Origin of the sequence: Corynebacterium macclintockiae (assembly GCF_027570165.1) — a bacterium.
Lineage (GTDB): Bacteria > Actinomycetota > Actinomycetes > Mycobacteriales > Mycobacteriaceae > Corynebacterium > Corynebacterium macclintockiae.
Map to the genome: position 1 here is coordinate 109,099 of NZ_JAKMUV010000003.1, position 24,935 is coordinate 134,033.

The window sequence follows — 24,935 nt, forward strand, 5'->3', positions numbered from 1 at the left end:
ACCTGCGCCCCCAGCCCCGCCCCGATCTGTCTAAGCTGGGGCAGTATGCGCGTCGCTATGATCTCCATGCACACCTCACCTCTCGAACAGCCCGGCACGGGGGATGCCGGCGGGATGAATGTGTACGTGAAAAATACTGCTGAGCAGTTGGAACGTATGGGCGTCACCGTCGATGTATTTACCCGAGCGACCCGTCCGTTGCAGGGCGAGGTAGTGAACGTCCGGCCGGGCCTGCGGGTGATCAACTGCGTGGCTGGGCCGTACGAAGGGTTGTCGAAGGAGGAGCTGCCCACGCAACTGGCGGCTTTTACGGGGTCCATCTTGGCCTTTTGCCGCGAGGAGGGGGTGAGTTATGACCTGATTCATTCGCACTATTGGCTCTCTGGCCAGGTCGGGTGGCTGCTGCGCGACCTGTGGCAGATCCCCTGGGTGCACACGGCGCACACGCTGGCGGCGGTGAAGAACAATTCCCTGGCAGAGGGGGATTCGCGCGAGCCGGAATCGCGCCGCATCTGCGAACAGCAGATCGTGGACAATGCGGACCTGCTGATCGTAAATACCGACCAGGAGGTGCAGGACCTTATTGAGGGTTATGACGCCACGACGTGCGCGATCAAAGTCGTCCCGCCCGGGGCAGACGTCGACCGCTTCACGCCTGGATCGGATCGCGCGACCGAGCGTTCCCGCCGCGAGCTGGGCATTCCCTTCCGCGCGAAGGTCATTGGGTTTGTCGGCCGGTTGCAGAGGTTGAAGGGGCCACAGGTGCTGCTGCGAGCCGTGGCGGAATTGCGGCGCCGCCACCCACAGCAACAGTTGGCCGTGGTTATCTGCGGCGGATCTTCCGGCGCGGGTGGCAACGAGCTGGAGCGGTTGCAGCTGCTGGCCGAAGAGTTGGGGATTAGCCGCTGCGTGCGCTTCCTAGCCCCGCGCCCACCCGAGGAGCTGGTGGGTGTGTACCAAGCCGCGGACATTGTGGCGGTGCCCAGCTACAACGAGTCTTTCGGGCTGGTGGCGCTAGAGGCGCAGGCGTGTGGCACGCCTGTCGTGGCTACGCGCACTGGTGGCCTGCCGATCGCGGTGGAGGACGAGAAGTCCGGCCTGCTGGTGGATGGCCACGACACGGATGCGTGGGCCGATGCGCTGGGCAAGCTGGTGTTGGACGACGATCTGCGCATCGCGATGGGGGAATATGCTCCCAACCACGCCGCTAAGTTCTCCTGGCAGGCTTCCGCGGAAGCTCTGTACAAGTTGTATGAAGAGCTGCCGCCCGCTGGTCACCGAGGGGAGCGCCAGCCCGCGGGATAGCTGCTATACGGTGCGGGTTAGTTGGCGCGTGGTGCGGGGCAAAGGGGATGGTCGCTGAATGCCAAGGTGACTGCGCGGGCGCTGTGGGAAATGTAGTTTGGGGCTTATGGATCGCGCAAGGATTTGTGAGCTTCTGGACGAAGCGGAAGTCGAGTACACCCTCCCTGAGGGGCCAGCCGGAGACGACGGCACCGTCGTGGTTGTGCTGCCGGGGGAGAAGCGACTGAAAACGAACTGTCTTTTCATCCCGCAGGACGGCATGTTCCGCGTAGAGGCCTTCGTCTGCCGCGCAGTTGAGGAGGCTCAGGAAGAGGTCTACAAGCTGCTGCTACACGCCAACCGCCGCAGCTTCGGGGTGCACTACACGCTGGATCGCAACAACGACATTTATCTAGTCGGCCAGTTTTCGGATAGCACCAGCAGTGAGGACATTCAGCGCATACTCGGACAGGTGCTGGAGAGGGCCGACGCCGACTTCAACCGCATTTTGGAACGCGGCTTTGCTTCTTCTATCCGCCACGAGTGGGCATGGCGCCTGTCGCGTGGCGAACCTACGATGAACCTCGCGGCCTTCGCGCACCTCAAGCCGTCGGAACAGGAGGTGCAGTTGCTGGCGCCACCACCGGGCTCCAAGTTGGCGTCCGAAGCAAAGAGCCCGAGCATCCCGGACTTAGAGGGCGACGACGACACTCAGGAATAAGTACAGTAGCGCCGAATACGGGGGCACAAGGGCGCACATCATGGCAGAATTGGGAGTATGAGCGAGCAAAACAACTCCCACGGAAATCTGATCCTGCTGCGTCACGGCCAGAGTGAATGGAACGCCTCCAACCAGTTCACCGGCTGGGTCGACGTGCGACTGACCGAGAAGGGCCGCGAGGAGGCAGTTCGCGGCGGCGCGATGATCAAGGAGGCCGGTCTGGAGCCGACCATCCTGTACACCTCCCTGCTGCGCCGCGCCATCACCACCGCTAACATCGCCCTGGATGCGGCGGACCGCCACTGGATCCCCGTCGTGCGCGACTGGCGCCTGAACGAACGCCACTACGGTGCGCTGCAGGGCCTGAACAAGGCAGAGACCAAGGACAAGTACGGCGAAGAGCAGTTCATGGCATGGCGCCGTTCCTACGACACCCCGCCGCCGGCCATCGACGCTGACAACGAGTACGCGCAGACCAACGACCCGCGCTATGCGGATCTGCCCGAGGTTCCGGCCACCGAGTGCTTGCTGGACGTTGTCAAGCGCTTCATTCCTTACTACGAGGAAGAGATCGAGCCGCGCGTGAAGAACGGCGAGACCGTGCTGGTTGCAGCCCACGGCAACTCCCTGCGTGCGCTGGTGAAGCACCTGGATCAGATCTCCGACGAGGACATCGCGGGTCTGAACATCCCAACCGGCATCCCGCTGGTGTACCGCATCGACGCGGACGGCAAGGTTCTGAACCAGGGCGGCGACTACCTGGATCCGGAGGCAGCTGCCGCTGGTGCCGCAGCCGTCGCCGCGCAGGGCCAGGCTAAGTAGAGCCGGGTCGATTCTTGACCTCTGGAGTTGCCCTCGGGATCCTTTTGGGGCTGATCGTCGGCGTTGCGCTGGGCGCATTCGGCATGTGGGCGTACCGCAAGCGAGTGAAGGCGCAGCGTAACACCCGAACCCAAAAGGAACTCGAGGGCAATCGTGTGTCTACGGTCGCCCAGGTTCTGCACTTCACCATCCAATCCGCGCCCGATGCGGTCGCAGTGGTGGACCGCAAACGCAACGTCGTGCTTTCCAACCCCCGCGCCCACGAACTCGGGCTGGTGCATGAACGGAACTTGAACTCCGAGGCGTGGAAGATGGTCGAACGAGTATTCGCCGACCAGGAACCACGGCAACTGAACTTTCTCCCCCCGCCCCGGCGCAGTAATAGGCCAGTTATAGCGGTGGCCGGCCAGGTGAAACCGCTGTCGCTGGCGGATGACCGCTTCGCCGTGGTGTACGCCGCCGACGATTCCGAAACGGTGCGCATGGAATCAGCACGCCGTGACTTCGTGGCCAATGTCTCCCACGAACTGAAGACCCCGGTCGGAGCGATCTCTCTGCTGGTAGAGACTCTGATGTCCGTGCGCGATGACGAGGAAGCGGTGGAGTACTTCGGCTCCAAGCTGATCGTCGAGGTAAGGCGAATGAACCAGATGATCACCGAGCTGATCAGCCTGTCGAAGCTGCAGGGGGCGGAATCGCTGCCGGACCTAGAGGTCTTGAGCGTAGACAAGATCATCGAGGATGCCATCGACCGCTGCCGACTTGCCGCCGAAGCCCGAAATATCGAGCTGGTGAAAGACTCCAAGTCCTCCGCGATGGTGAAGGGGGACAAGGGGCTGCTAGTCACCAGTGTGTCCAACCTGCTGACCAACGCGATTAACTACTCCCCGGAAGGCTCGCCGGTCTCCATTTCCCGTGAAGTGCAGAACGATACGGTGATCATCCGCGTAACCGACCGCGGTATTGGTATCTCCCCGGACGATCAAAAGCGAGTCTTCGAAAGGTTCTTCCGCGTGGACAAGGCGCGCTCCCGCAACACCGGTGGTACGGGCCTGGGGCTGGCGATCGTCAAGCACGTGATGGCCAACCACGGTGGCAGCGTTTCCTTGTGGTCCAGGGTAGGGACGGGCTCGACGTTTACCCTGGAGCTCCCGCGCTATCAAGAGGGGAAGAACAAGGATCTGCCGAGCGGTGAAATCCCGGTGATCCCGGATGCGCGCCGCCTCGACGAAGAGTCTAAGTGAATCCAGGGTTGCTACAGCCTTAAGCGGAGTAGCACGTTACGATAGGTCTTGTAGCTTTAAATAGTTTTTTGAAAGGCATTGAGCAGCTGTGACGAGTGTGTTGATTGTCGAAGACGAAGAGTCTTTGGCGGAACCTCTAGCGTTTCTGCTGAAAAAAGAAGGCTTTGAAATCTTCATGGCCCAGGACGGTCCAACCGCACTGGATACCTTCGCTGCGGAGGATATTGACATCATCCTGCTGGATCTGATGTTGCCAGGCATGTCTGGAACAGAGGTCTGCCGCCAGCTTCGTCAGACCTCCAGCGTTCCGGTGATCATGGTGACGGCCCGCGACAGTGAAATCGACAAGGTCGTCGGCCTTGAGCTCGGTGCTGACGATTACGTGACGAAGCCCTACTTGGCCCGCGAGCTTATTGCCCGCATCCGCGCAGTGCTGCGCCGCGGTGGGGAGATCGAAGTCGAGGCTCCCGCTGAAGACGGCCTAGTGCTGCAGGAAGACCGCGTGATGATGGACGTCGAACGTCACATCGTTACCGTCGATGGCCAGAAGGTTCCGATGCCGCTGAAGGAGTTCGACCTGCTGGAATACCTCATGCGCAACAGTGGTCGTGTGCTCACCCGCGGTCAGCTGATCGATCGCGTGTGGGGTGTCGATTACGTCGGAGACACCAAGACCCTGGACGTGCATATCAAGCGCCTGCGCTCCAAGATTGAGCGTAATCCTTCCCGCCCGGAGATCCTGGTGACCGTCCGCGGCCTGGGCTACAAGTTCGAGGCCTAGATTCCGCGCCGTCGCGCCTCGGCCGTCGCCGGGTGGATCGTCAGCAAAGGAAGCCCGCTAGGAGAGACCTTCGCTAGATTTTCGCGCTGCTCGCAATGCGCGGCCAGCACTTCGTAGGCCGCCTCGCCGATCAGCTCCGTCAGCTCCTCGCGCCCGGTGCGCCACAGTGCCTCGCCACCCGCGTGGCAGTTCGGGTCTGACGAGCAGTACCAGTCGAAGTCTTCCCCGCCGTCGCCCCACCCGCGCCGGTTGTATTCGGTGACGGTCGTCCGCAGCATCTCCACCCCGTCGGGCCGGGTTTCCCAGTCCTCGAGTCGCCGCAGAGGCACCTGCCAACACACTTCCGGTTTTGCGGCGGTAATCTCCACGTCGTTGCGCAGTGCCCACGCGTGCAGCGCGCACCCGCGGCCGCCTGGGAAGCCTTCGCGGTTGGCGAAGATGCACGCCCCGTTGGTGGTCACCGTTTTTAGCGCGGGCTCCATCTCGCCCTCGTCGTTTTCTAGCTCGTCCCATTCGAGCCACGGCTCGATGTCGTCGCCGTTCTTTTCTTGTGGACGCCCCTTCGCCTCCCAATCATCCATATCCGCAGGGCGGTTCTGCCAGTCTTCCGCCGTAAGCTTTTCCGCGACCTTCCGCAGGGTCGCGCGGTCGTCTTCATCGGTGAGGAATGCGCCGTGGGTGCAACAGCCGACGTCCGGATTCTCGGCGTCAATACCCAAACACGCTTCGGTGCCAAACCGGCAACGGTACGTGGACAGCAACCACGTGAGATCCACCTGAATAATGTGCTCGGAATCGGCAGGGTCGATGAACTCCAGCCATTCGCGAGCATGATCAGCGGGCATTTCGCGGCCCGCGCGGATGGAAAGATCGGCAGGTGTGCCCTCTGGGTAGCCGGTGGCTAGCAGGCTGCCGGGGGCTTCCGATTCTTTCTCCGCGGACGATTCATTCACGTGTTCCACCGTAGACGCATTAGGCTGGGGAGCGTGCGATTAGGTGTGCTTGACGTAGGAAGCAATACGGTTCATCTGGTGGTCGTCGATGCACAGCGTGGCGGGCCGCCGACTCCGATGAGTAATTGGAAAACCCCCATGCGCTTGGTGGAATATCTGGACAAGAAGGGTGCCATTAACGCAAAGGGGCAAGAAAAGCTGCTCAACGGCGTGGCACTGGCTAAAGAAATGTCCGAGCAGTTCCGCTGCGAGGGCATGCTGCCTTTCGCTACCTCCGCCATCCGCTCCGCAGAAAACTCGGAGAAGGTGCTGGACAAGGTAGAAAAAGAGACCGGTGTGCGCCTGCGCATCCTGTCGGGTGAGGAAGAAGCCCGTCTGACGTTCCTGGCAGTGCGGCGCTGGTACGGCTGGTCGGCCGGGCGCATCTGCGACCTAGATATCGGTGGCGGTTCGCTGGAGATGTCCATCGGCATGAATGAGGACCCGGACGTGGCCTGCAGTGTGAACCTGGGTGCCGGGCGCCTGACCCGTGATTGGTTCGATACCGATCCGCCGTCGAAGAAGAAGATTGCCGAGCTGGGAGAGTTCATTGATGAAGAGCTGAATGCTCCGGTGGAGAAGCTGCTGGATTCCGGCGACATTGACCTGGCCGTGGGAACCTCGAAAACGTTTAGAATGCTGGCGCGCCTGACCGGTGCTGCACCGTCCTCAGCCGGTCCCCGAGTGAAGCGCACCCTGACGCAGGCGGGTCTGCGCCAGCTGATTGCCTTTATTTCCCGCATGACCGCCGCGGACCGGGCGGAGCTGGAGGGCGTGAGTGCGGAGCGTTCCCACCAGGTGGTTGCCGGAGCGTTGGTGGCGGAAGCTGCGATGCGCAAGCTGGACATTGATGTGCTGCACATGTGTCCGTGGGCGCTGCGCGAAGGCGTGATCTTCCGGCAGCTCGACCATGGGGTGGACCTCGCCTAGGGGGCGTTGCACCAGTTGCCCTTACCCAGGTGCCGGTGAGTAAAGTACTCTGTTTGAAGACATATGTTTAAAGTGAAGCTTGAGGGCGGATCGCTGGCGATAGTTTCGTGGGAACGGCTTCGTAGGAACTGCACTGCAAGTGACGATGTGATGGGATCAATGGATGAGTGAGAAGCTGACAGTCGCCGAATTGCTCGCCCGCAACGGGCGCGACGCTAGTTCTGCTGACACTGGCCGGCGTCGACGCCGTCATCGCAACCTAGATAAAGGTGGCGTGTCCGTCGCCGAGCTGACGGGTTCCATTCCAGTAGTAAAGACCGAGGAAGACCGCGCCCGAGGGCGTGCTCAGGCCGAGGCTTCCGCTCCGTCTTCCGCCGAGACTCTCACCACGACTCCCGCCGAGACTCCCTCTACCGCGCAGGCGGAGGCGCCGGCAGCTCCGCAGCAGAATCAGCGTTCCGTCAGCCGCACCGCGGAGCGTCCGGAAGAGAAGACCGGCCAGCTTCCCAACGTGGAGAGCGCTGACGAGGCCAAGGTAGAGACGGCAGAGAAGCCGCGCGAATCCACAAAGCCAACCTTCGGTGAGGTTGCCCGCGAAGAAGCGAAGGCCTCTGACAAGCCGGTTGCTGAAGCCCCCCAGCCCGCTGCAGCGGCAAAGCCTGCTGAAGATGTAGAGGCTGAAAAGGGTGGCGTCGCAAAGAAGGCCACCAAGAAGACGGGCACGATCCCGGGTTCGGCTAAGCCCGCGGCTGCAGCAACGGCAGCGACGGCTGCGACGGCGACCGGTGCTGCTGGCGCTGCCGAGGTGAAGGCCGAGCCGAAGAAGGTTGAGGCTGAGAAGGCTGAAGTTAAGCCGGAGGCTAAGGCTGAGCCAAAGAAGCCTGCGCCGAAAAAGCCTGCGCCGAAAAAGCCTGCGCAGGCGACGCCCGCAGCCGGCTACCCGGAGGCCTCCCCGGAGGAGAGCGCACAGTTCGCCGAGCTGGAGCAATCGCTCGAAGACGGTGAGGTTGTCGAGTACGAGGACGACACGATCTCCTGGCCGATGATGATCCTGCAAGCAATTGCGGCGATCGCCGTCGGTGTGGGCGTGTTCTTCGGCTTCAGCCTGATCTGGGCGAAGGCCCCGACGGTGCTGGCGCTGGTTCTGGCAATTGCCGTCACGCTACTGCTGGTTGGCCTGGTCCACGCGCTGCTGCGCCACCGCGACAAGCTGCTGATGGCGCTGGCCGCCATTGTCGGCCTGGTGCTGACCTTCGGCCCGCGCCTGATCCAGGGGCTCTAGGAGTGGTGCTTTCCGCTGGTCAGGGGGACTAGCGGAGCAGCGCCAGTCGGGGCGATTATCACTCGGGGGAAATTGGGGTGGGGTAGCAGGAAGCCGCCAATCCTGGCACGCTGGGTTGCATGACTCAAATTGGAATTATTGGCGGAGGTAACATCGGCGAGGCCCTGCTGGCCGGAATCATTGCGGACACCACGGACGCCGCCGATGCGAAGAAGATCATCGTTGCAGATCCATCTCAGGAGCGCCTGAGCGAGCTGAAGGACAAGTACGGCATGGTCACCGCCCAGGAGGGGCGCGAGGCTGCCGAGGGCACGGACATCCTTTTCATCTGTGTTAAGCCCAACATCGTCCCCATCGTTCTGGACGAGGTTGCGGAGGTTTTGGACGCTAATTCGCAGGACACGATCGTCGTCTCCCTGGCTGCCGGTGTAACCATCAGCACCATGGAAGCCGCGCTTCCCGCTGGCACCACCGTGGTGCGCACTATGCCGAACACCCCGATGCTGGTCGGTCAGGGCGCGATCGGTATCGCCGGTGGCCGATTTGCTGAAGAGGCGCAGCTGAACACGGTGCAGGACATCATGTCCAAGGTCGGCGAGGCCGTTATCGTGAAGGAGAAGGAGCTCGACGCCGTCACGGCCGTCTCTGGCTCTGGTCCGGCTTATATCTTCCTGGTTGTCGAGTCCATGATCGAGTCGGCTGTGCAGCTGGGACTGGCACGCCCACTGGCGGAGAAGCTGGCTATCGCCAACGTGCAGGGTGCTGCCACCATGATGTCCAGGAACCTCGCAGAGGGCGGGGATACGCCTTCTGTATTGCGCACCAAGGTCACCAGCCCCGGGGGAACCACGGCGGCCGCTCTGCGCGAGCTGGAGGAGTCCGGCATCCGCGGTGCCTTCTTCCGTGCGATGGAGGCCTGCAAGGAACGCTCGGAGGAGCTGGGCGCGCCCGCCCCGGGAGCGAACCCGGCGAAGAACGACGACTAGTCGGCAGCTAGTCGGCCCCCGGACTGGCCCCGAACTAGCCCCGAATCGGCGCGGGAAACCCGCCCATTCGGGGTTAATTTTTCATCTCCCGCGCACTCGCCACCCAAGCTCCGGCTAGACCCAATGATCTTTTTACATATGTTTGTTTAACACCAATCACGCCTGTTAAATCCAGCCTCAATTGATGACTTGCGTTGGTTTTCAGCCCCCTTGGTCATGTCTGCCACACGGGACAAATCCCCCTCAATGGTTCCCCTTGTTGCACATGATTCACTGGTTTCACGTTATGATGGTTCGCGAGCGATCACGTGTGACGTCCTGCAGGAGGGGAAGCCTGCAGCGCATGAGAGCGCAAAGAAAGTGAAGATCTATATGGCTAACACCGAAAATGGAACATTTCTGACCGTCGCAGAGGTCGCCGATCTGATGCGCGTGTCGAAGATGACTGTTTACCGTCTGATCCACTCGGAAGAGCTGCCTGCCGTACAGGTTGGCCGTAACTTCCGCGTACGCGGCTCTGCTGTCGATGCATACCTCGGCGCATCCGAGTACAACCCCGGTCAGACCGGTTAACTGGCCTGTCCCGTTAGTTTTCGGGCAACGCCAACAACGCAACAGTCCTCCATTTTCGGTGCCAGGTGGCTTCCGCTACCAGCCCGGCGATGGGGGATTTTTGTTTCTCTGAGGTACTGGGCGCTAAACTGTTTGGCATTCGTGCCTACGGATGTGAGGGAACTTCACACCTTTGCTTTAAAAGAAACTAACCGAGAGAAACGAGGCTTACCCCATGGGTTCTGTCATCAAGAAGCGCCGCAAGCGCATGTCCAAGAAGAAGCACCGCAAGATGCTGCGACGGACTCGCGTTCAGCGTAGGAAGCTCGGTAAGTAACTTCCGCAGCCGCATTCAACAAAACCCACCGCAAGCGCCCCGCCAGGGGGCTTCCACCGCGGTGGGTTTTTGCGTGCCCGCTGTATCAGCCAGCAGTACTGGATCTATACGGCTTAGCGGCGCCACCGCAGCCAGGCGCCCAAGCCCAGCCCCGCCAGGCCTACGCCCGCAGCCAGCCGCATGCCGCCTGCGCGCCGGAAGATGCGGCGCAGGCGCCGGTAATCGCGCACTTCCCAACCGCGCTCCATTGCGGCCTTGCGCAGTTTCGAATCTGGGTTGATGGCCACCGCAGTTCCTACGGTCGACAGCATTGGCAGATCGTTGACGGAATCGGAGTAGGCGGTGCAGCGCTCAAGATCCAACTCCTGGTAGTTCGCCAAAGCGATCACCGCGTGCTTCTTGCCTTCGCCGTGCAGCAGGTCGCCGACCATGCGGCCGGTGAAGCGCCCGCCTTTCACCTCAGCCACCGTGCCAAGCGCGCCGGTGAAACCCAGCTCCTTTGCAATAATCTGCGCCAGCTGCACCGGGGAGGCCGTCACCAGCCACACTTGCTGGCCGGCCTGAATGTGCATGTCGGCCAGTTCTTTAGTGTCCGGGAAGATCCGCTCTGCAATGGTTGCCGCCCAGATCTCCTGGGCCATCTCGATGACCTCGGATTCCTTGCGCCCCTTCACCAGAGCCAATGCCTGTTCCCGGCCGCTGGAGATATCGTTTGCGCTCTCCTTGCCCAGCACCCGGAACTTCAGCTGCACCCAAATGAAGCCCAGCAGCTGCCGCGCGGTAAAGAAACGACGTTTAGCCAAGCCGCGGGCGAAAAGCAGGATCGAAGCACCCTTGATTAGCGTATTGTCCACGTCGAAAAAGGCACCCACACCTGCGTCTGGGGGGATCGATGGATCGGTCTGGTTCAGAGGCCGCGGCTGCTTGCGGATGCCCGCGCCCTCAAGGTTGGCCAGCCCAGTGCGCAGCTGGTCGCCGTCGATCTCGTAGCTGCGAGCCAGTTGGTCTAGCTGCGTTTCGCTGAGCTCCCACAAGGATCGAGGTGCGCCCGTACCGTATCCGACCTGCAGGTTTTGGGGTGTGGACGCCCCCTTCTCCGCAACTGCAGCCTCAGCATCCTGGGAAGAGTCCTTCCGGCGTGCGTGCCCAAAGCGTTCGTGGCGGAATTCCCGGAGGAACGCCTGCATGTTCAGCGATAGCGCGCGCAGGTAACCGCGCCACTCGCTGCCAGTATCGCGCCAGCTGGCAATCCTCCCCGCGCGCCGTTCCGCAGCAGCCCGCGCCGCTACACCCGGCTGGGAGCTGCTCGGCGGTTCAAGATCAGGCGCTTTATTCACATAGACAAAGTTACTTGAAAGCGCTCGGTTAGTCTGTTCGAGATCCGTTTGACCCCGCCAGGCCGGTAGGTAGCATGGGGAACCGTGAGTTTGAACAGCCTTTCCGCAGGTAGTGAAGCGAAAGCCCGGGTCCAGTTAATCACTCGTTCCACGTGTGGCTCCTGCGAGCGCGTGCACCAGCAAATCCTGCCGATCGCACACCGTTACGGCACCACGGTGGAAGTGATTGAATTGGACCGTGGGGGCGTCACCAAAGAAAAAGAGGAATTGGCACAAGAGTTCGGCGACCGTGTACCCGTCGTGCTGGTCGACGACGAAGAAGTCGCGTGCTGGGAAATCGACGACGACGAGCTGATCGCGGCGCTGGAGCAGTAACCGCGGGAGGCATACGCCCATATATCAGCCGGGCGAACACGTTTTGGCAACGGGGTGGGTTAAGGGCTACCGTAGACACTCGTAACAACTTGGGGGTTAGCCCCGCGCGCCGCCACCCCAAGTGATCCCCGCAGGAGGCTTGAAGACATATGAGTAGTAACACCCGGACTGGTTCCGCGTCGGTGTTGCTGGTCGGACTGTCTTTCCGTTCTGCCCCGGTGACCATGTTGGAGCGGGCGACGGTCGCGGATGCGGATCTGCCGAAGCTGCAGTTGTCGCTGGTGGACAACGATGTGATCTCTGAATCCCTGGTGCTTTCCACGTGTAACCGCATGGAGTTTTACACGGTGGCGAACGCCTTCCACTCCGGTTTGGACCACGTGGTGGATACGATCGCGCAGTTCTCGGGGCTGCAGACCCAGGATCTGGAGCCGCACCTGTATGTGCACTACGCGGACTCCGCTGCGGAGCACATGCTGAAGGTCGCCTCCGGGCTGGATTCGATGGTCGTCGGCGAGCAGCAGATCATCGGCCAGCTGCGCAGCGCCTACCAGTCCGCCAACGAGACCGGGACGGTGGGGCGCACCCTGCACGACCTCACGCAGCGCGCCCTGCGGACGGGCAAGCGCGTGCACTCCGAAACGGCCATCGATTCGGCTGGTGCCTCCATGGTGTCGTTCGCGGTGGACCAGGCGCTGCGCTACATCGACCCCGCGCATGCCCTTGTTTCTGCTGTTGAGGACGCCCCTGCGTCCCAACCCCTCGCCGGCCGCCGCGCGCTGATCATCGGCGCGGGGGCGATGGCCTCCCTGGCCTCCACGCACCTGGGCAAGCTCGGTATCGACCACGTGACCGTGGCCAACCGTACGCTGTCGCGCGCCGAGAACCTGGTGAGCCACGCGCGGGAAGCGGGGGTGGATGCCTCCGCCGTGCCGCTAGAGAGCGTGGCGGACTGCCTGAGCGCTGTGGACATTGTGGTGTCCGCCACCGGCGCCGTGGGCAATGTGGTCAGCGAAGAGGCCGTGCGGGCGGCAGTGAAGATCCGCGCCGGACTCGCCGGGGGCGCTGGTACGAAGGTCTTGATCGACCTGTCCATGCCCGCGGATATTGAACGATCCGTTGCGGACGTCGAGGGCGTCAAACTGCTGAACATCGAGGAACTCACCACGATGGCCGGCGACCGCGCACAGGACGAAGATCCCGCCCGCGCGATTGTTGCCAACGAGCTGGAGAGCTTCCTGGAACAGCAGCGCGCCCAGTCCGTGGTGCCCACCGTCAAGGCCCTGCGCCAGAAAGCCGGTGAGGTTATGGCTGAGGAGCTGATGGCGCTGGAGCGCCTGACCCCCGACATGTCGGAGGCCGACCGCGCCGCAGTGGCGAAGTCGATGAAGCGCGTGGTGGACAAGCTGCTGCACACGCCGACGGTGCAGGCGAAGAAGCTGTCCGCGGGTGGCCAGCAGGTGAGCTACCCCGACGCGCTGGCCGCGCTGTTCAACTTGCCCAACGGAATGGTGGATTCCGTAACGCAGCCGGGGCAGACCGGCGCAACCAAAACAGTGGGTACTTCTACCCGCGCCGATCAAATTCCAAGCGCTGCCCGCATTGGCCAGGTAGCGAAGGAGGCTTAAGACTTTCCATGACATCCCGGACATCCCGTACCTCCCGTACCTTCTTGATCGGCACCCGTAGATCCGCCCTGGCGACCACCCAGACCAGCCACGTCCGCGCAGGCATGCTCGCCGCTGGTTACGACGCGGAACTGCACCTGGTTCAGACCCCGGGGGATGCTTCACAGGCAGCGCAGACGCCGGTGGCGAACATCGGCGTGGGAGTGTTTACCGAGACCCTGCGCAAGGCCCTCGACGCGGGCGAATGCGACGTAGCCGTGCACTCCTTCAAGGATCTGCCCACCGCACCGGACGCGCGCTTCCGCACCATCGTTCCGCGCCGAGTAGACCCCCGCGAGGTACTGGTCAGCCGGAACAACGAGACCCTGCTGGAACTGCCGCAGGGAGCCAAGGTGGGAACGAGCGCACCCCGGCGTGTGTCCCAGATCCGCGCTGTGCGTCCCGACCTGGAACTGTTGCCCCTGCGCGGCAACATCGATACCCGCATGGGACGCACCGAGGAAGACCTGGATGCGGTCGTGCTGGCACGCGCCGGACTGGAGCGCGTTGGCCAGCTGCACCGCGCCGCCGAGTCGATTGACCCCGGCACGATCATGCCCGCGCCCGCCCAAGGTGCGCTGAGCGTGGAGGTACGTGCCGATGACGACGCTGCCTGGGAGGCCGTCCGCCACCTAGACCACCTGCCCAGCCACATGGCTGCCGTTGCAGAGCGCGCCGTGCTGTCCACCCTGGAGGCCGGCTGCACCGCACCAGTCGCAGCCTATTCCCTGTGGACCACGTCGGAGGACGAGGATTCGGATGGCGCCACGGGCCACGTCCTGCGCGTGTTCGGAGGCGTGTTTGCCATGGACGGATCCCGCAAGCTGGTGCAGGTCGGCGAGGCCACCTTTGATATCCCGGACCCGACCGGGGAGGGCGATTTCCCCGCAGCTGAGGAGCCCCGCTGGCAAGAGTGCATAGACGCTGCCAGAGCGATAGGTACCGGCATAGGAAGAGCACTGCTTGACGACGGTGCTGCTGAATTAGTGGCAGAGACCAACTAAATCTCCTTTTATATCAACGCGACAAATTAGAAAGTTCCACTATGACCGATTCCGGATTGTCCCAGGTGGGAGGCTCCGATCAGGCCACCGTGGCGGCAGTAGCCGACCTGGCTCCCACTGGACACGGCCGAATTCTTTTCGTGGGCGCTGGCCCCGGAAACCCGGAGCTGTTGACCATTCGGGCGCGCGACGTCCTAGAAACCACCGCCCATGCATGGGTGGATCCTTCGGTTTTGGCATCCGTGCGCAGCATCATTGCCACCCGGCTTCCTGTACCGCAGGCGAAGCTGGATGCAGCGGAAGCTGAGTGGGAAGCGAAAGTACAGGCTGCGAAGGAGGCCGGCGCCCGGCGCCGTCCGCCACGTCCAGCCCCGCCGACCGCAGCGGAGATTGTCTTGGCAGCCCCCGCTGCCCACGACTCTGCTTCGCAGGTAGACGAAGGCCAGGTGGAAGACGGCGATGCCTCCGCCGAGGGTAGCGCGGATGCGCTTGTCGTCGCCCCGGACATCCTGGCCGAGCAGATGATCGCCTGTGCAAAGGCAGGCAACGACGTGGTGCGCCTCGTCGCCGGCAACCCGCTGAGCAACCCCGCCGTCATGGACGAATTGCAGCACGTTGCGGCGAGCACCGTTGACTTCCAGGTGATCCCTGGCATGACCGGCTCGGTGGCCGTGCCGGCCTTTACCGGCATTGGAGTGGGACCCGACGTCACAGAGGCCGATGTGCGTGGTGGAACTGACTGGGATCAGCTGGCCGGCGCCGGCCTGCCGTTGATCCTTACCGCCGCCCCGGAGGACCTGGCGACCATTGCCCAGGAGCTGAAGGCCCGCGGCATCGCCGGAACCACTCCCGCGACGGTGACTCTGCACGGCACCACCCGTCGCCAGCGCAGCTACGATGCAACCCTGGACACGATGAAGTCCATCGTCACCCAATCCGGTCCTGCCGCCAAGGATGGTGAGCTGCCCACCGAACTCATCGTCACGCTGGGCTCGCAGGTCGGCAACCGCTCCAAGTACTCCTGGTGGGAAAACCGCGCTCTGTACGGCTGGACTGTTCTGGTGCCACGCGCGAAGAACCAGGCTGGGCCCATGAGCGCCCGCCTGGCCTCGCATGGCGCCATTCCCGTGGAGGTCCCCACGATCTCCGTCGAGCCGCCCCGCAGCCCCGTGCAGATGGAGCGCGCCATCAAGGGATTGGTTGACGGCCGCTACCACTGGATCGTCTTCACCAGCGTCAATGCGGTGAAGGCCGTGTGGGAAAAGCTGCGCGAGTTCGGCCTGGACGCCCGCGCCCTGGCCGGCGTGCGCGTGGCCGCGGTAGGGCCGAAGACCTCCCAGGCCGTGAAGGACCTGGGCATCACACCAGAGCTGTTGCCGAAGGACGATGCGCGCAACGCTGCGGGCCTGGTGGACGTATTCCCGCCGCACGATCCGGATCTGGATCTGGTGGATCGCGTGCTGCTGCCACGGGCCGACATCGCCACCGACGTGCTGGTCGACGGCCTGATCGAGCTGGGCTGGGACGTGGAAGACGTCGTTGCCTACCGCACGGTCCGCGCTGCCCCGCCCAGCCCGGAGATCCGCGACATGATCAAGACCGGTGGATTCGACGCAGTCTGCTTCACCAGTTCCTCGACCGTGAAGAACCTGGTGGGCATCGCCGGCAAGCCGCATGCGCGCACGATCATCGCCTGCATCGGACCGATGGCCGCACAGACCGCTCGCGAGCACGGCTTGCGCGTCGACGTCATGCCCGAGGCCGCTGGTGTACCGGAGCTTGTGGACGCCCTCGCTGCCCACGTGGCTGACCTGCGCGCCAAGGGACAGCTCCCGCCGCCGCGCAAGCGGAGGCGGCGTCGTAAAAAGACGGCCGAAAAGAAGGACACCGGGGCTTAACAAGCCCGTCCGGGCGCGGTAGTAGCATCGTGGGCATGACTTCGAACTACACCCCGTTCCGCCGTCCCCGCCGACTCCGCACGTCCCCGCAGATTCGCAACTTCACTGCGGAGACGGACCTGAACCCCAACCGGCTGGTGCTACCGATGTTCATCGCCGACGGGCTGGATGCCCCGCGCGACATCACCAGCCTGCCGGGGGTGCAGCAGCACACGGAGGATTCACTGTTGCGCGCGGTGGAGGAGGCCGCGAACGCCGGCGTGGGGTCGGTCGACCTGTTCGGTGTTCCCCGGGATGAGGATAAGGATGCGACCGGAAGCCAGGCGGTTGCCGAGGATGGCATCCTGAACCGCGCCATCAACGCGGTGCGCCAGCGCTTCGGCGACGACATTCTGGTGATGGCCGACACCTGCCTGGACGAGTTCACCGACCACGGCCACTGTGGTGTGCTGTCCACCGACCGCTTTGGCCACCAGATCGTCGACAATGATGCAACCCTGCCGCAGTACGCCAAGATGGCGGTCGCGCAGGCCGACGCTGGCGCGCACATCGTCAGCCCCTCCGGCATGATGGACGGCCAGATCCGCCACATCCGCGAGGCCCTGGACGAGGCCGGCCACCAGGACGTATCCATCATGGCTTATTCCGCGAAGTACGCCTCTGCCTTCTTTGGCCCGTTCCGCGAGGCCGTGGGGTCCTCCCTGCAAGGCGACCGCCGCACCTACCAGCAGGATCCCCGAAACCTCCGCGAATCCATCCTGGAAACGCAGCTGGATATCGACGAAGGCGCAGACATGGTGATGGTTAAGCCCGCCATGCCCTACCTGGACGTGCTGCGCGAGGTAGCGAAGATGTCGCCTGTGCCTGTGGCCGCCTACCAGGTGTCCGGCGAATACGCGATGATTTCCGCAGCAGCCCAGAACGGCTGGATCGACGAGGAAGCCGCAATTATGGAATCCATCTACGGCATTCGCCGCGCCGGGGCGGACATCATCCTGACGTACTGGGCCACCCGGGTGGCGCAGATGCTGCGTCCAAAGATGCTTTAACCTAAGCGGTCACAGTAGGCTAAGAGGCTATATGAATAGCAGCGCACACATGAACACAGAGCAGCACCACCCGCGCCCCCAGGGCACCGGTGGACCTACGGGCACGCCGAAACCACCGAAGCCACCGAAGGTGGGACGCAAGGATGGGCTTGCTCCGAACCTGCAGAACGCGCCGGAGGATGTCCGTTTCGGAGTGTGGGCGTGGCTGGCTGTCTCGGTGCTCCAGCTGTTGGCCAGTGTGGTGCAGTTCGTTTCCAACCTCGTCGATCCGCGCAACCTGACCAAGAGTAGCCAGGGAATGCTGGACAGTCAGACAGGCATGTTCGCCAGTGTGCTGGCTGACCGGGATGCCTCCCAGATCGCCACGCAGGTCAACGTATCCTCGCTGATCTGGGGCATCGTAGCCTCGGTGGTGTGCGCTTTCCTGGCTTTGCGCGCGGGGCGCGGTGGTCCGTACTCCCGGATGTTCCTCAACGTCGCCTCCTTATTCATGATCCTCAACGCGGTGCTCATCACGTTCACCAGCGGGCCGGAATTCATGCCCGTGGGCTTCGTGCTGCTTATCGGCGTGCTGACCATCCTCTCTGGCGTGGGTGCGGCACTCGGCATGTGGTTTATGGCCCGCCCGGAGAATCGCGATTGGTTGGGTGTGCCCAGCGAAAAGGAGATGGACAAATACTCCAAGGAACTCGACGAGTACCGGGCTGAAATGCGGCGTCAAAAGGAAGAAGCGAAACAACAAAAACAGCAGCAGAACAGCAAAAACAACCAGAACAACAATGACCACACCTGGGGAGGGCACTAGACATGCCGGCGATGTTCCCCTCGATGGTGCCCAATAGCGACGATCCGAACCGTCGGGTCGCGTATTGGCAACCCGGCGACCCCACGCCCCGCATGGTCATCGCTTCCTTCGCGATGTTGGTTTTCGGTGGCGCCATCATGGTTCTGGTCGGCGTGCTGTCCCTAACGGCCTCGTGGGACCGCGAGCCCACGAGCGCCGAAGAGGCCGAGCACATGCGCTTCATGATCAACAACGTCCGCATCCTCGGCGGGATCAACGTTGTGGTCGGCGCGCTGCTGGTGTTCTTCGCCCCCGGCGTGCGCGACGGCTACCGCGGCAAGCGCCGTCTGGTGCTGTGGCTGGGCGCGATCGGCATTCTGTTCATGTTGGCAGGTTGGGTTTTCGGCTTCACCGGCCCCGGCCAGGCGCTCATCGCCCTGTGGGTGGCTGTCGCCCTGCTGATGGCCTACCGGCCAGCGGTTAATCCATTTTTTGACGCCGGGCATCGGCTCGAAGAAACCCCCGTCGAAGGTGACGGTAGACTGCCGGGCGACGAACTGCGGGGCTAGCAGCAATGGCTGAACCAAACTCGAATATCGTCCCCACCAGTACTCGCGCGGCGCGACAGACGAACGTGCACGTCGACGACGTGGACGAGGCAATCCTGCAAGCCCGCGCAGCTGCGGCTAAGGCCGGCTTTGACATGGAAAGGTCCGCGCAGTCAGACGAAGAGATCGACCGCGCGGCCCGGGAACGATGGGGACTGGCCAGCTTCGCCTACCGGCTGGAGGGGCTGGAAACCGCGGTCGAGGCCACCACGGTGGAGGAGGAGCTCAACGACATTCCGGGGGTGCAGGCGGCAGTGGTGTACTCCACCGGCATGGCCTGGATCTCTGCCGAGGACCGGGTGACCCCTGCGGAAATCCAGGAAGTGCTGGAACGGCACAACCTGGATAGCTGGCTGACTGATTCCTCACTACGCCGTCGGGCTTCCCGACTGGAGATTGAGGAAACGCGGCGGCGCATGCGGCGCCACGCCACGGCTCACCGGCGCGCGTGGGCGGCGGCTGAAAATCGTAAGCGGTGGGATGCGAACAAGGCGGAGTTCGAAAGGTTCCGCCGTAGTAACCCCTTCGACGCGACCGAGGGCCTGCACACCGCCCGCCAGTTGATCACTCGGATGCGACTGATCGTCGCGGTCGTGTTGGGGCTGCCCGTGGTGGTGCTGCAGGTTGTTCCTGCCTGGCAGTTTAACTACTGGCAGTGGGTGTGCTTGGCACTTGCGACCCCGGTTGTCACCTGGTGCGCTTGGCCGTTCCACCGCGCCTTCTTCGGAGGGCTAAGACGTAGACAATCAGCGCTGGACGGCGCCAGTTCCGTAGCGATCGTCCTGGCCTACCTGTATTCCGCATGGATGTTGATTTTCACCTCCGCGGGCGACGTGGGGTGGGAAAGTCACCAGGTGCTACTGGCCGGTGTGTGGTCGGCGCGGCACATTCAAGGCGCGGTGTTCTTCGATGTGGCCTGCGGCGGAACGATTCTGTTGCTGTTCGGTCGACTGCTGTCCCGGCGCACGGCGTTGCGCTCGAAGTCGATGCTGTCCGTGCTGACGGTGCCTGCGGCTAAGCAAGTGACCGTGGTGCGCAAGACGCGCAAGTCAAAGACGGAAAAGAAGGACATCCCGATCGCGGAGATCCGCACGGGCGACGACATCATCATTCCCACCGGAATGATGGTGCCCAGCGATGGCGAGATCATTAGTGGTAAGTCTCTGGTGGACATGGGTCCGGTCGGTGGCCTGCACCGTACCTTTGAGGTCTCCGTCGGCGATCGCATTTACGCCGGCGCCCGCAACCATGGTGCGGCGTTGAAGATGCGCGTGCATGCGACAGGCTCTTCCACGCGCTTGGCAGCGATGCACCAATGGGTGCGCGGTTCCGCGCTGGATGAGACGCGCCTGACGCAGCTCACGAACCGCACCGCGAGCCTGCTGGTGCCCTGGGCTTTCGGTCTGGCGGTCGTGGACTTTATTGCCTGGCTTGCAGTGACGAAGTCCTTCGATGCGGCGATGGCCACCGCCCTGTCGGTGCTGGCGGTCGTCGCACCGGTCGCCCTCGCTCTATCGGCTCCGCTGGCGCTGCGCTTGGGGTTGTGGCGTGCTGCGACCTCCGGCGCCCTGCTGCGCGATACGGGCACCATTCACAAGCTCGCTGAGGTGGACGCCATCATCTTCAACCGCGTGGGCACCCTCACCGATGGGCCCATGCACGTCATTGGCGTTACGCCTTCCAAGGGGGAGAATCCGGACCTGGTTCTCCGAGTGGCCGGCGCCCTGTCGCTGGAGTCCGAGCATGCCGTGTCCCAGGCCCTGGTGCGTGCCGACCGAGAGGCGCGCGATGCGGGCGCAGGCGGGGAGGACATTCCTAACTGGCTGGACGTCGGCGAGGTGAAGATCACCAAGGACGGCACGTTCGAGGGCATGGTGGAACTGCCCGTCGACGGCGAGATGCGCCACGTCAAGGCGCGTCTGTGGCGACCGCACGATCTGGGCGAGATCCGCGATCCGCACATAGCTACCGCTGCTCTGGGCGGTGGGTCGCCGGTCATCGTCAGCTGGAAGGGCAAGGACCGGGGAGTCATCAGCCTGGCAGATAGCTTCAAGGACGACGCCCCGGCCGCGATCGACCGGCTGGAGGATATGCAGCTGGAGACCTATATGCTCTCCCGCGATATTTACCCAGTGGCGCGACGCACCGCGAACTCCATCGGCATCTCCACCGTGCTGGCTGGCATCCCGCCGAACCGGAAGGAGGCCACCGTGCGCGGCGTGCACGCCATGGGTGTGCGCGTGGCCATGGTCGGCGACCGCGACGTGCTGGGGGCGCTGCGGGTCGCCGATGTGGGTATCCTCATGGCTTCGTCGAACCGCATCGACCCCACCGCCGCTGAGGTGGCGGACGTGGTGATGCAGCGCGAGGACGTCTCCGCCCTGCCGGAGCTGGTCAACCTGCTGCGCCACGTGCGCAACACCACTGACTGGAACGTGTGGCTGTCCTGGACCTATAACGCGATCGGCGCAACCCTGGCTGTCGCCGGTGTGCTTAACCCGCTGCTGGCGACGGTATTCATGCTGCTCAGCTCCACGCTGATCGAAAGCCGCAGCGCGCGTATTCTGCACCGTAATTACGCTCGGGGCACTCTGCGCCAGACCCATTCGTGGCAGGGCTGGGTGGCCCGCCGACGGGAAATCAGGGAGCTGCGAAAGCAGGAAAAGCAGCGCGCCGAGGCGATCTCCTTGGCTCGCGCCGAGGCCGCGGATGAGGAGCTTGAACAGTCCCAGGGGTAGCCGCGCTAGGCTGGTGGGTATTGCAAGCTAACCACCTTTGAGGTGGCGGGAAGGATTACTTCGTGTCTGTAACTGTCGATCCGCAGCAGCCCAACAACCATTCCAACGGCCGCGCTAGTGCCGAGGCCTTCGAGCGGGCTCGCACCCTCATCCCCGGCGGCGTGAACTCGCCGGTCCGCGCGTTTGGCTCGGTGGGTGGCACTCCGCCTTTCATCACCTCCGCGCAGGGATCCACGCTGAACGACATTGACGGCAACTCCTACGTGGATCTGTTCTGCTCGTGGGGACCGATGATCCACGGCCACGCCCACCCCCAGATCGTCGAGGCGGTGCGCGAAGCCGTGGGGCACGGCCTGTCTTTCGGCGCCCCGACCACCATGGAAGTGGACCTGGTGGAGGAGATCGTCCGCCGCACATCCGTGGAAAAGGCTCGCCTGGTGAACTCCGGCACCGAGGCCACGATGTCCGCCATCCGCCTGGCGCGTGGCTACACGGGCCGCGACAAGATCCTGAAGTTCGAGGGCTGCTACCACGGGCACGTTGACTCTCTGCTGGTCGCCGCCGGTTCCGGTGTGGCTACTTTCGGCCTGCCGGATTCGCCGGGCATTACGAAGGCAGCTGCGGGCGATACCGTTGTGGTTCCTTACCGCGACGTCCAGGCCGTGGAGGACGCTTTTGCAGCCCACCCAGGCGAGATCGCCGCGATCATCGTCGAGGGCGCGCCGGGCAACATGGGCACCGTGAACCCGCAGGGCTTCAACGCGGAGTTGCAGCGCATTGCCCACGAGAACGGCGCCCTGCTGATCGTCGATGAGGTCATGACCGGCTTCCGCGTCAGCGAGTCCGGCTGGTTCGGCAAGGACGGCGTGGCTGGCGACCTGACCACCTTCGGCAAGGTTGTGTCCGGTGGTCTGCCCGCCGCGGCGTTCGGCGGTAAGGCGGAGATCATGGATCACCTCGCGCCTGTCGGCCCGGTCTACCAGGCCGGTACTCTGTCGGGTAACCCGGTCGCTGTCGCTTCGGGCTTGGCCTCTTTGAAGTTGGCGGACGCCGCCGCATACCAGAAGCTCGACGAGAATGCCGAGGCGCTGGCAGGCATCCTGTCCGACGCTCTGAGCCAGGCCTCTGTCGCCCACAACATTCAGCGCGCAGGCAATATGTTGAGCGTGCGCTTCGCGGAAGGGGAGGGCACCAACTTCGCGGAGATGAAGGCCGCGGATACCTTCCGCTACCCGGCCTTCTTCCACGCGTTTTTGGACGCCGGCGTGTTCCCGCCGCCGAGCGTGTTTGAGACCTGGTTCGTATCCACTGCGTTGACGGACGCCGACTTCGAGAAGATCGCCGCGGCCGCTACCTCCGCAGCCCAGGCTGCAGCCGCCGCCCAGAAGTAGTTCAGGGCTCCGCCTAAAAGGCCTGTAAGAGGCCTCTAAAGCGGGGTTCGCCTTACTTGGGTTGGGGTGGTGGGCACTGTAAGCTAGGTGACCATGGCTACGATCGTTCACCTTGTACGGCACGGAGAAGTGCACAACCCGGATCGCATTCTCTACGGCCGTCTGCCTGGCTATCGACTCTCCGAGCGGGGGCGGAACATGGCGCACGCCACCGCGGCCGATCTCGCGGACCACGATGTGGTGTACTTGGCAGCCTCCCCGCTCCAGCGGGCGCAGGAAACTGCCCGTCCCTTCGCGGAGAAGCTGGGCTTGGAGGTCCAGACGGACGAACGCATCATCGAAGCTGGCAACGACCTGCAGGGGCTTCACATCAAGGGCGTGCGCAGTGCGCTGTGGAACCCAAAGCGTTGGCCGATGCTGAAGAATCCCACCGTCCCTAGCTGGGGCGAGCCCTATCAGGAGATCGCCGACCGTATGTGGGAGGCCGTTGACGCCGCGCGTGAGAAGGCCCGCGGGCACGAGGCCGTTCTGGTCACCCACCAGCTGCCGATCGTGATGATCCAGCGCGATGCGCAGGGACTATCACTGGCGCACAATCCGGCTGATCGCCAGTGCGAGCTGGCCTCCGTGACCTCCCTGGTGTTCGACGGCGGGCAGCTGACTGACCTGTTCTATTCCGAGCCGGCGCAGGAGATTTAACGGTGCGCATTAAAACTACGACAGCTGCACTCGCGGTGTGCCTCATGGTCGGCGGTGCGGCGCTCGTTTCCTGCAGCGAGGAAAACACCGCAGGCACCAACGCAGTGGCCAGCGGCGGTAGCTTCGAGTTCGTTTCCCCCGGCGGGCAGACCAGCATCCATTACAAGTCGGAGGAGCGCAAGAAGGTTGCCGACTTCGCGGGCACCGACTTGAGCGGCGATGGCGAGATCTCCCTGACCGACTTCGACGGCCAGGTCGTGGTGCTGAATGCTTGGGGGCAGTGGTGTGGCCCCTGCCGCAGTGAATCCGACGACCTGCAGCGGGTCCAGGAGAAGCTGGAGAAGCACGGTGGCGGAACCGTACTGGGTATCAATGTGCGCGACAACGTGAAGGAAAAGCCACAGGACTTCGTCAAGGACAACGGGATCACCTACCCGTCGATCTACGACCCGCCGTTCAAGACGGCTCTGGCGCTGGGTGGTGTACCAGCTTCGGTGATCCCCACAACCATCGTCCTGGATAAGCAGCACCGCCCGGCACATATCTTCCTGAAGGAAGTGACGGACAAGGAGCTGTGGGAGCAGGTCGAGCCGCTATTGAATGAGGACGAATAGATGATCCTCGCGGAGTCGATCGGAGAGTCCTTCGCGGATACGGCGGCCGCCGGTCCGCTGTTGCTCGCGTTGCTGGTCTCCGCACTCGCGGGCCTGGTTTCCTTTGCCTCGCCCTGCGTCATTCCATTGGTGCCCGGCTACATCTCCTATCTCGCCGGAGTCGTCGGCGCAGAGACAGAATTCACCCAGCAAGGCACGGTGGTCAAGGCCAAGCGTGGCCGAGTGGCCACTGCCGCATTGCTGTTCGTGCTGGGCTTTACCGTCGTGTTTGTGCTGGCCACGGCCACCGTCTTCGGTGTGATCAGCGCGCTGAGGCTTAACCAAGACCTGCTGATGCGCATCGGTGGCGGAGTGACGATCGCCATGGGCGTGGTGTTCTTGGGATTCATCTCCCCGTTGCAGCGCGATACGCGCCTGAGCCCCAAGCGCTGGACCACCATCGCCGGCGCGCCTCTGCTGGGCGGGGTGTTCGCCCTGGGCTGGACCCCGTGCCTGGGCCCCACGCTGGCTTCCATCGTTTCGGTTTCCGCTGGCACTCAGGGCATGACCGCCGCCCGGGGCGTGATCCTGATCGTCGCTTATTGTCTGGGCCTCGGGCTACCATTCATTGTCGTGGCGCTGGGATCCTCCAAGGCGCTGTCGGGAATTAGCTGGCTGCGCAAGCACTCCCACACTATCCAGATGATCGGCGGCGCGATGCTGATCATCGTGGGGCTGTTGCTGGTCACGGGGCAGTGGGCGACATTTGTGGAATACATCCGAGAGGTATTTATCTCTGACAAGACCCTGCCGATCTAGAACCGAACCCATGCCGCCGGCCTGAGGGAAACGGTCGCGGCT

Annotated in this window: 24 protein-coding genes; 22 read left to right on the forward strand and 2 right to left on the reverse strand. The window is 63.4% G+C overall.

Features of this window, described 5'->3' with window-relative positions; genetic code table 11:
• Positions 1 to 45: 45 nt before the first annotated feature.
• The 5 genes from mshA (at position 46) to L8U58_RS03980 (ending at position 4,852) form a co-directional block, all read left to right on the forward strand.
• The gene (gene mshA, locus L8U58_RS03960) at positions 46 to 1,305 is read left to right on the forward strand and encodes a D-inositol-3-phosphate glycosyltransferase (RefSeq protein ID WP_034972532.1); all 1,260 of its coding nucleotides are present in this window, start codon (positions 46 to 48) and stop codon (positions 1,303 to 1,305) included.
• Between the two features lie 106 nt (positions 1,306 to 1,411).
• Entirely contained in the window at positions 1,412 to 2,005 is a 594-nt protein-coding gene (locus L8U58_RS03965) for a type III secretion system chaperone family protein (RefSeq protein WP_034980214.1), read from the forward strand.
• A 57-nt stretch (positions 2,006 to 2,062) separates the two neighbouring features.
• Positions 2,063 to 2,827 carry a phosphoglyceromutase gene (locus tag L8U58_RS03970; RefSeq protein ID WP_034980216.1) on the forward strand — a complete coding sequence of 255 codons (765 nt, stop codon included), beginning with the start codon at positions 2,063 to 2,065 and terminating at the stop codon, positions 2,825 to 2,827.
• A gap of 83 nt (positions 2,828 to 2,910) precedes the next feature.
• The gene (locus L8U58_RS03975) at positions 2,911 to 4,071 is read left to right on the forward strand and encodes a sensor histidine kinase (RefSeq protein WP_051873829.1); all 1,161 of its coding nucleotides are present in this window, start codon (positions 2,911 to 2,913) and stop codon (positions 4,069 to 4,071) included.
• 88 nt (positions 4,072 to 4,159) lie between these two features.
• A complete protein-coding gene (locus tag L8U58_RS03980) occupies positions 4,160 to 4,852 on the forward strand; it encodes a response regulator (RefSeq protein ID WP_269954743.1) in 693 nt (230 codons plus the stop codon).
• On the opposite strand, the gene L8U58_RS03985 is transcribed toward L8U58_RS03980, so the two are convergent.
• Positions 4,849 to 5,805 (reverse strand): DUF3109 family protein, encoded by a 957-nt coding sequence (locus tag L8U58_RS03985; RefSeq protein WP_269954744.1) that lies wholly within the window; start codon positions 5,803 to 5,805, stop codon positions 4,849 to 4,851. The two genes, L8U58_RS03980 and L8U58_RS03985, sit on opposite strands and share 4 nt — an antisense overlap.
• Positions 5,806 to 5,838: 33 nt before the next feature.
• Between L8U58_RS03985 and L8U58_RS03990 the strand changes: the two genes are divergently transcribed.
• The 5 genes from L8U58_RS03990 to L8U58_RS04010 all read left to right on the forward strand — a co-directional run bounded on the left by L8U58_RS03990 (position 5,839) and on the right by L8U58_RS04010 (position 9,931).
• Positions 5,839 to 6,774: a Ppx/GppA family phosphatase gene (locus L8U58_RS03990; RefSeq protein WP_034971016.1), complete on the forward strand. Its 936-nt coding sequence runs from the start codon at positions 5,839 to 5,841 to the stop codon at positions 6,772 to 6,774.
• A 163-nt stretch (positions 6,775 to 6,937) separates the two neighbouring features.
• Entirely contained in the window at positions 6,938 to 8,056 is a 1,119-nt protein-coding gene (locus tag L8U58_RS03995; protein WP_269954745.1) for a DUF2157 domain-containing protein, read from the forward strand.
• 119 nt (positions 8,057 to 8,175) lie between these two features.
• Positions 8,176 to 9,042, forward strand: a complete 867-nt coding sequence (gene proC / locus L8U58_RS04000) for a pyrroline-5-carboxylate reductase (RefSeq protein WP_034971018.1) — start codon at positions 8,176 to 8,178, stop codon at positions 9,040 to 9,042.
• A 372-nt stretch (positions 9,043 to 9,414) separates the two neighbouring features.
• The gene (locus L8U58_RS04005) at positions 9,415 to 9,615 is read left to right on the forward strand and encodes a helix-turn-helix domain-containing protein (RefSeq protein WP_034971019.1); all 201 of its coding nucleotides are present in this window, start codon (positions 9,415 to 9,417) and stop codon (positions 9,613 to 9,615) included.
• Between the two features lie 214 nt (positions 9,616 to 9,829).
• Positions 9,830 to 9,931 carry a 30S ribosomal protein bS22 gene (locus tag L8U58_RS04010; protein ID WP_003855542.1) on the forward strand — a complete coding sequence of 34 codons (102 nt, stop codon included), beginning with the start codon at positions 9,830 to 9,832 and terminating at the stop codon, positions 9,929 to 9,931.
• Between the two features lie 113 nt (positions 9,932 to 10,044).
• On the opposite strand, the gene L8U58_RS04015 is transcribed toward L8U58_RS04010, so the two are convergent.
• Positions 10,045 to 11,268 (reverse strand): HAD family hydrolase, encoded by a 1,224-nt coding sequence (locus tag L8U58_RS04015; protein WP_237745514.1) that lies wholly within the window; start codon positions 11,266 to 11,268, stop codon positions 10,045 to 10,047.
• Between the two features lie 84 nt (positions 11,269 to 11,352).
• Here L8U58_RS04015 and L8U58_RS04020 point away from each other — a divergent pair, with 84 nt between their 5' ends.
• The 12 genes from L8U58_RS04020 to L8U58_RS04075 all read left to right on the forward strand — a co-directional run bounded on the left by L8U58_RS04020 (position 11,353) and on the right by L8U58_RS04075 (position 24,893).
• The gene (locus L8U58_RS04020) at positions 11,353 to 11,643 is read left to right on the forward strand and encodes a glutaredoxin family protein (RefSeq protein ID WP_034972519.1); all 291 of its coding nucleotides are present in this window, start codon (positions 11,353 to 11,355) and stop codon (positions 11,641 to 11,643) included.
• Positions 11,644 to 11,792: 149 nt separating this feature from the next.
• Complete coding sequence (locus L8U58_RS04025) at positions 11,793 to 13,271, forward strand: glutamyl-tRNA reductase (RefSeq protein ID WP_034980483.1); 1,479 nt, start codon at positions 11,793 to 11,795, stop codon at positions 13,269 to 13,271.
• An 8-nt stretch (positions 13,272 to 13,279) separates the two neighbouring features.
• Entirely contained in the window at positions 13,280 to 14,314 is a 1,035-nt protein-coding gene (gene hemC / locus L8U58_RS04030; protein ID WP_187402055.1) for a hydroxymethylbilane synthase, read from the forward strand.
• Between the two features lie 41 nt (positions 14,315 to 14,355).
• Positions 14,356 to 16,212 carry a uroporphyrinogen-III synthase gene (locus L8U58_RS04035; protein ID WP_034971022.1) on the forward strand — a complete coding sequence of 619 codons (1,857 nt, stop codon included), beginning with the start codon at positions 14,356 to 14,358 and terminating at the stop codon, positions 16,210 to 16,212.
• A gap of 35 nt (positions 16,213 to 16,247) precedes the next feature.
• Positions 16,248 to 17,261 carry a porphobilinogen synthase gene (gene hemB, locus L8U58_RS04040; protein ID WP_269954746.1) on the forward strand — a complete coding sequence of 338 codons (1,014 nt, stop codon included), beginning with the start codon at positions 16,248 to 16,250 and terminating at the stop codon, positions 17,259 to 17,261.
• A gap of 49 nt (positions 17,262 to 17,310) precedes the next feature.
• Entirely contained in the window at positions 17,311 to 18,066 is a 756-nt protein-coding gene (locus L8U58_RS04045; protein WP_269954747.1) for a hypothetical protein, read from the forward strand.
• An 11-nt stretch (positions 18,067 to 18,077) separates the two neighbouring features.
• A complete protein-coding gene (locus L8U58_RS04050; protein WP_237743919.1) occupies positions 18,078 to 18,614 on the forward strand; it encodes a DUF2157 domain-containing protein in 537 nt (178 codons plus the stop codon).
• Positions 18,615 to 18,619: 5 nt separating this feature from the next.
• Positions 18,620 to 21,391 carry a heavy metal translocating P-type ATPase gene (locus L8U58_RS04055; protein ID WP_269954748.1) on the forward strand — a complete coding sequence of 924 codons (2,772 nt, stop codon included), beginning with the start codon at positions 18,620 to 18,622 and terminating at the stop codon, positions 21,389 to 21,391.
• 62 nt (positions 21,392 to 21,453) lie between these two features.
• Positions 21,454 to 22,782, forward strand: coding sequence for a glutamate-1-semialdehyde 2,1-aminomutase (gene hemL / locus L8U58_RS04060; protein ID WP_034971025.1), 1,329 nt, complete (start codon positions 21,454 to 21,456; stop codon positions 22,780 to 22,782).
• Positions 22,783 to 22,875: 93 nt separating this feature from the next.
• Positions 22,876 to 23,481 (forward strand): histidine phosphatase family protein, encoded by a 606-nt coding sequence (locus L8U58_RS04065; RefSeq protein WP_034971026.1) that lies wholly within the window; start codon positions 22,876 to 22,878, stop codon positions 23,479 to 23,481.
• A gap of 8 nt (positions 23,482 to 23,489) precedes the next feature.
• Positions 23,490 to 24,095, forward strand: coding sequence for a TlpA family protein disulfide reductase (locus L8U58_RS04070; protein ID WP_080716903.1), 606 nt, complete (start codon positions 23,490 to 23,492; stop codon positions 24,093 to 24,095).
• The gene (locus tag L8U58_RS04075; protein ID WP_034971027.1) at positions 24,096 to 24,893 is read left to right on the forward strand and encodes a cytochrome c biogenesis CcdA family protein; all 798 of its coding nucleotides are present in this window, start codon (positions 24,096 to 24,098) and stop codon (positions 24,891 to 24,893) included.
• The last annotated feature ends 42 nt before the right edge of the window (positions 24,894 to 24,935 follow it).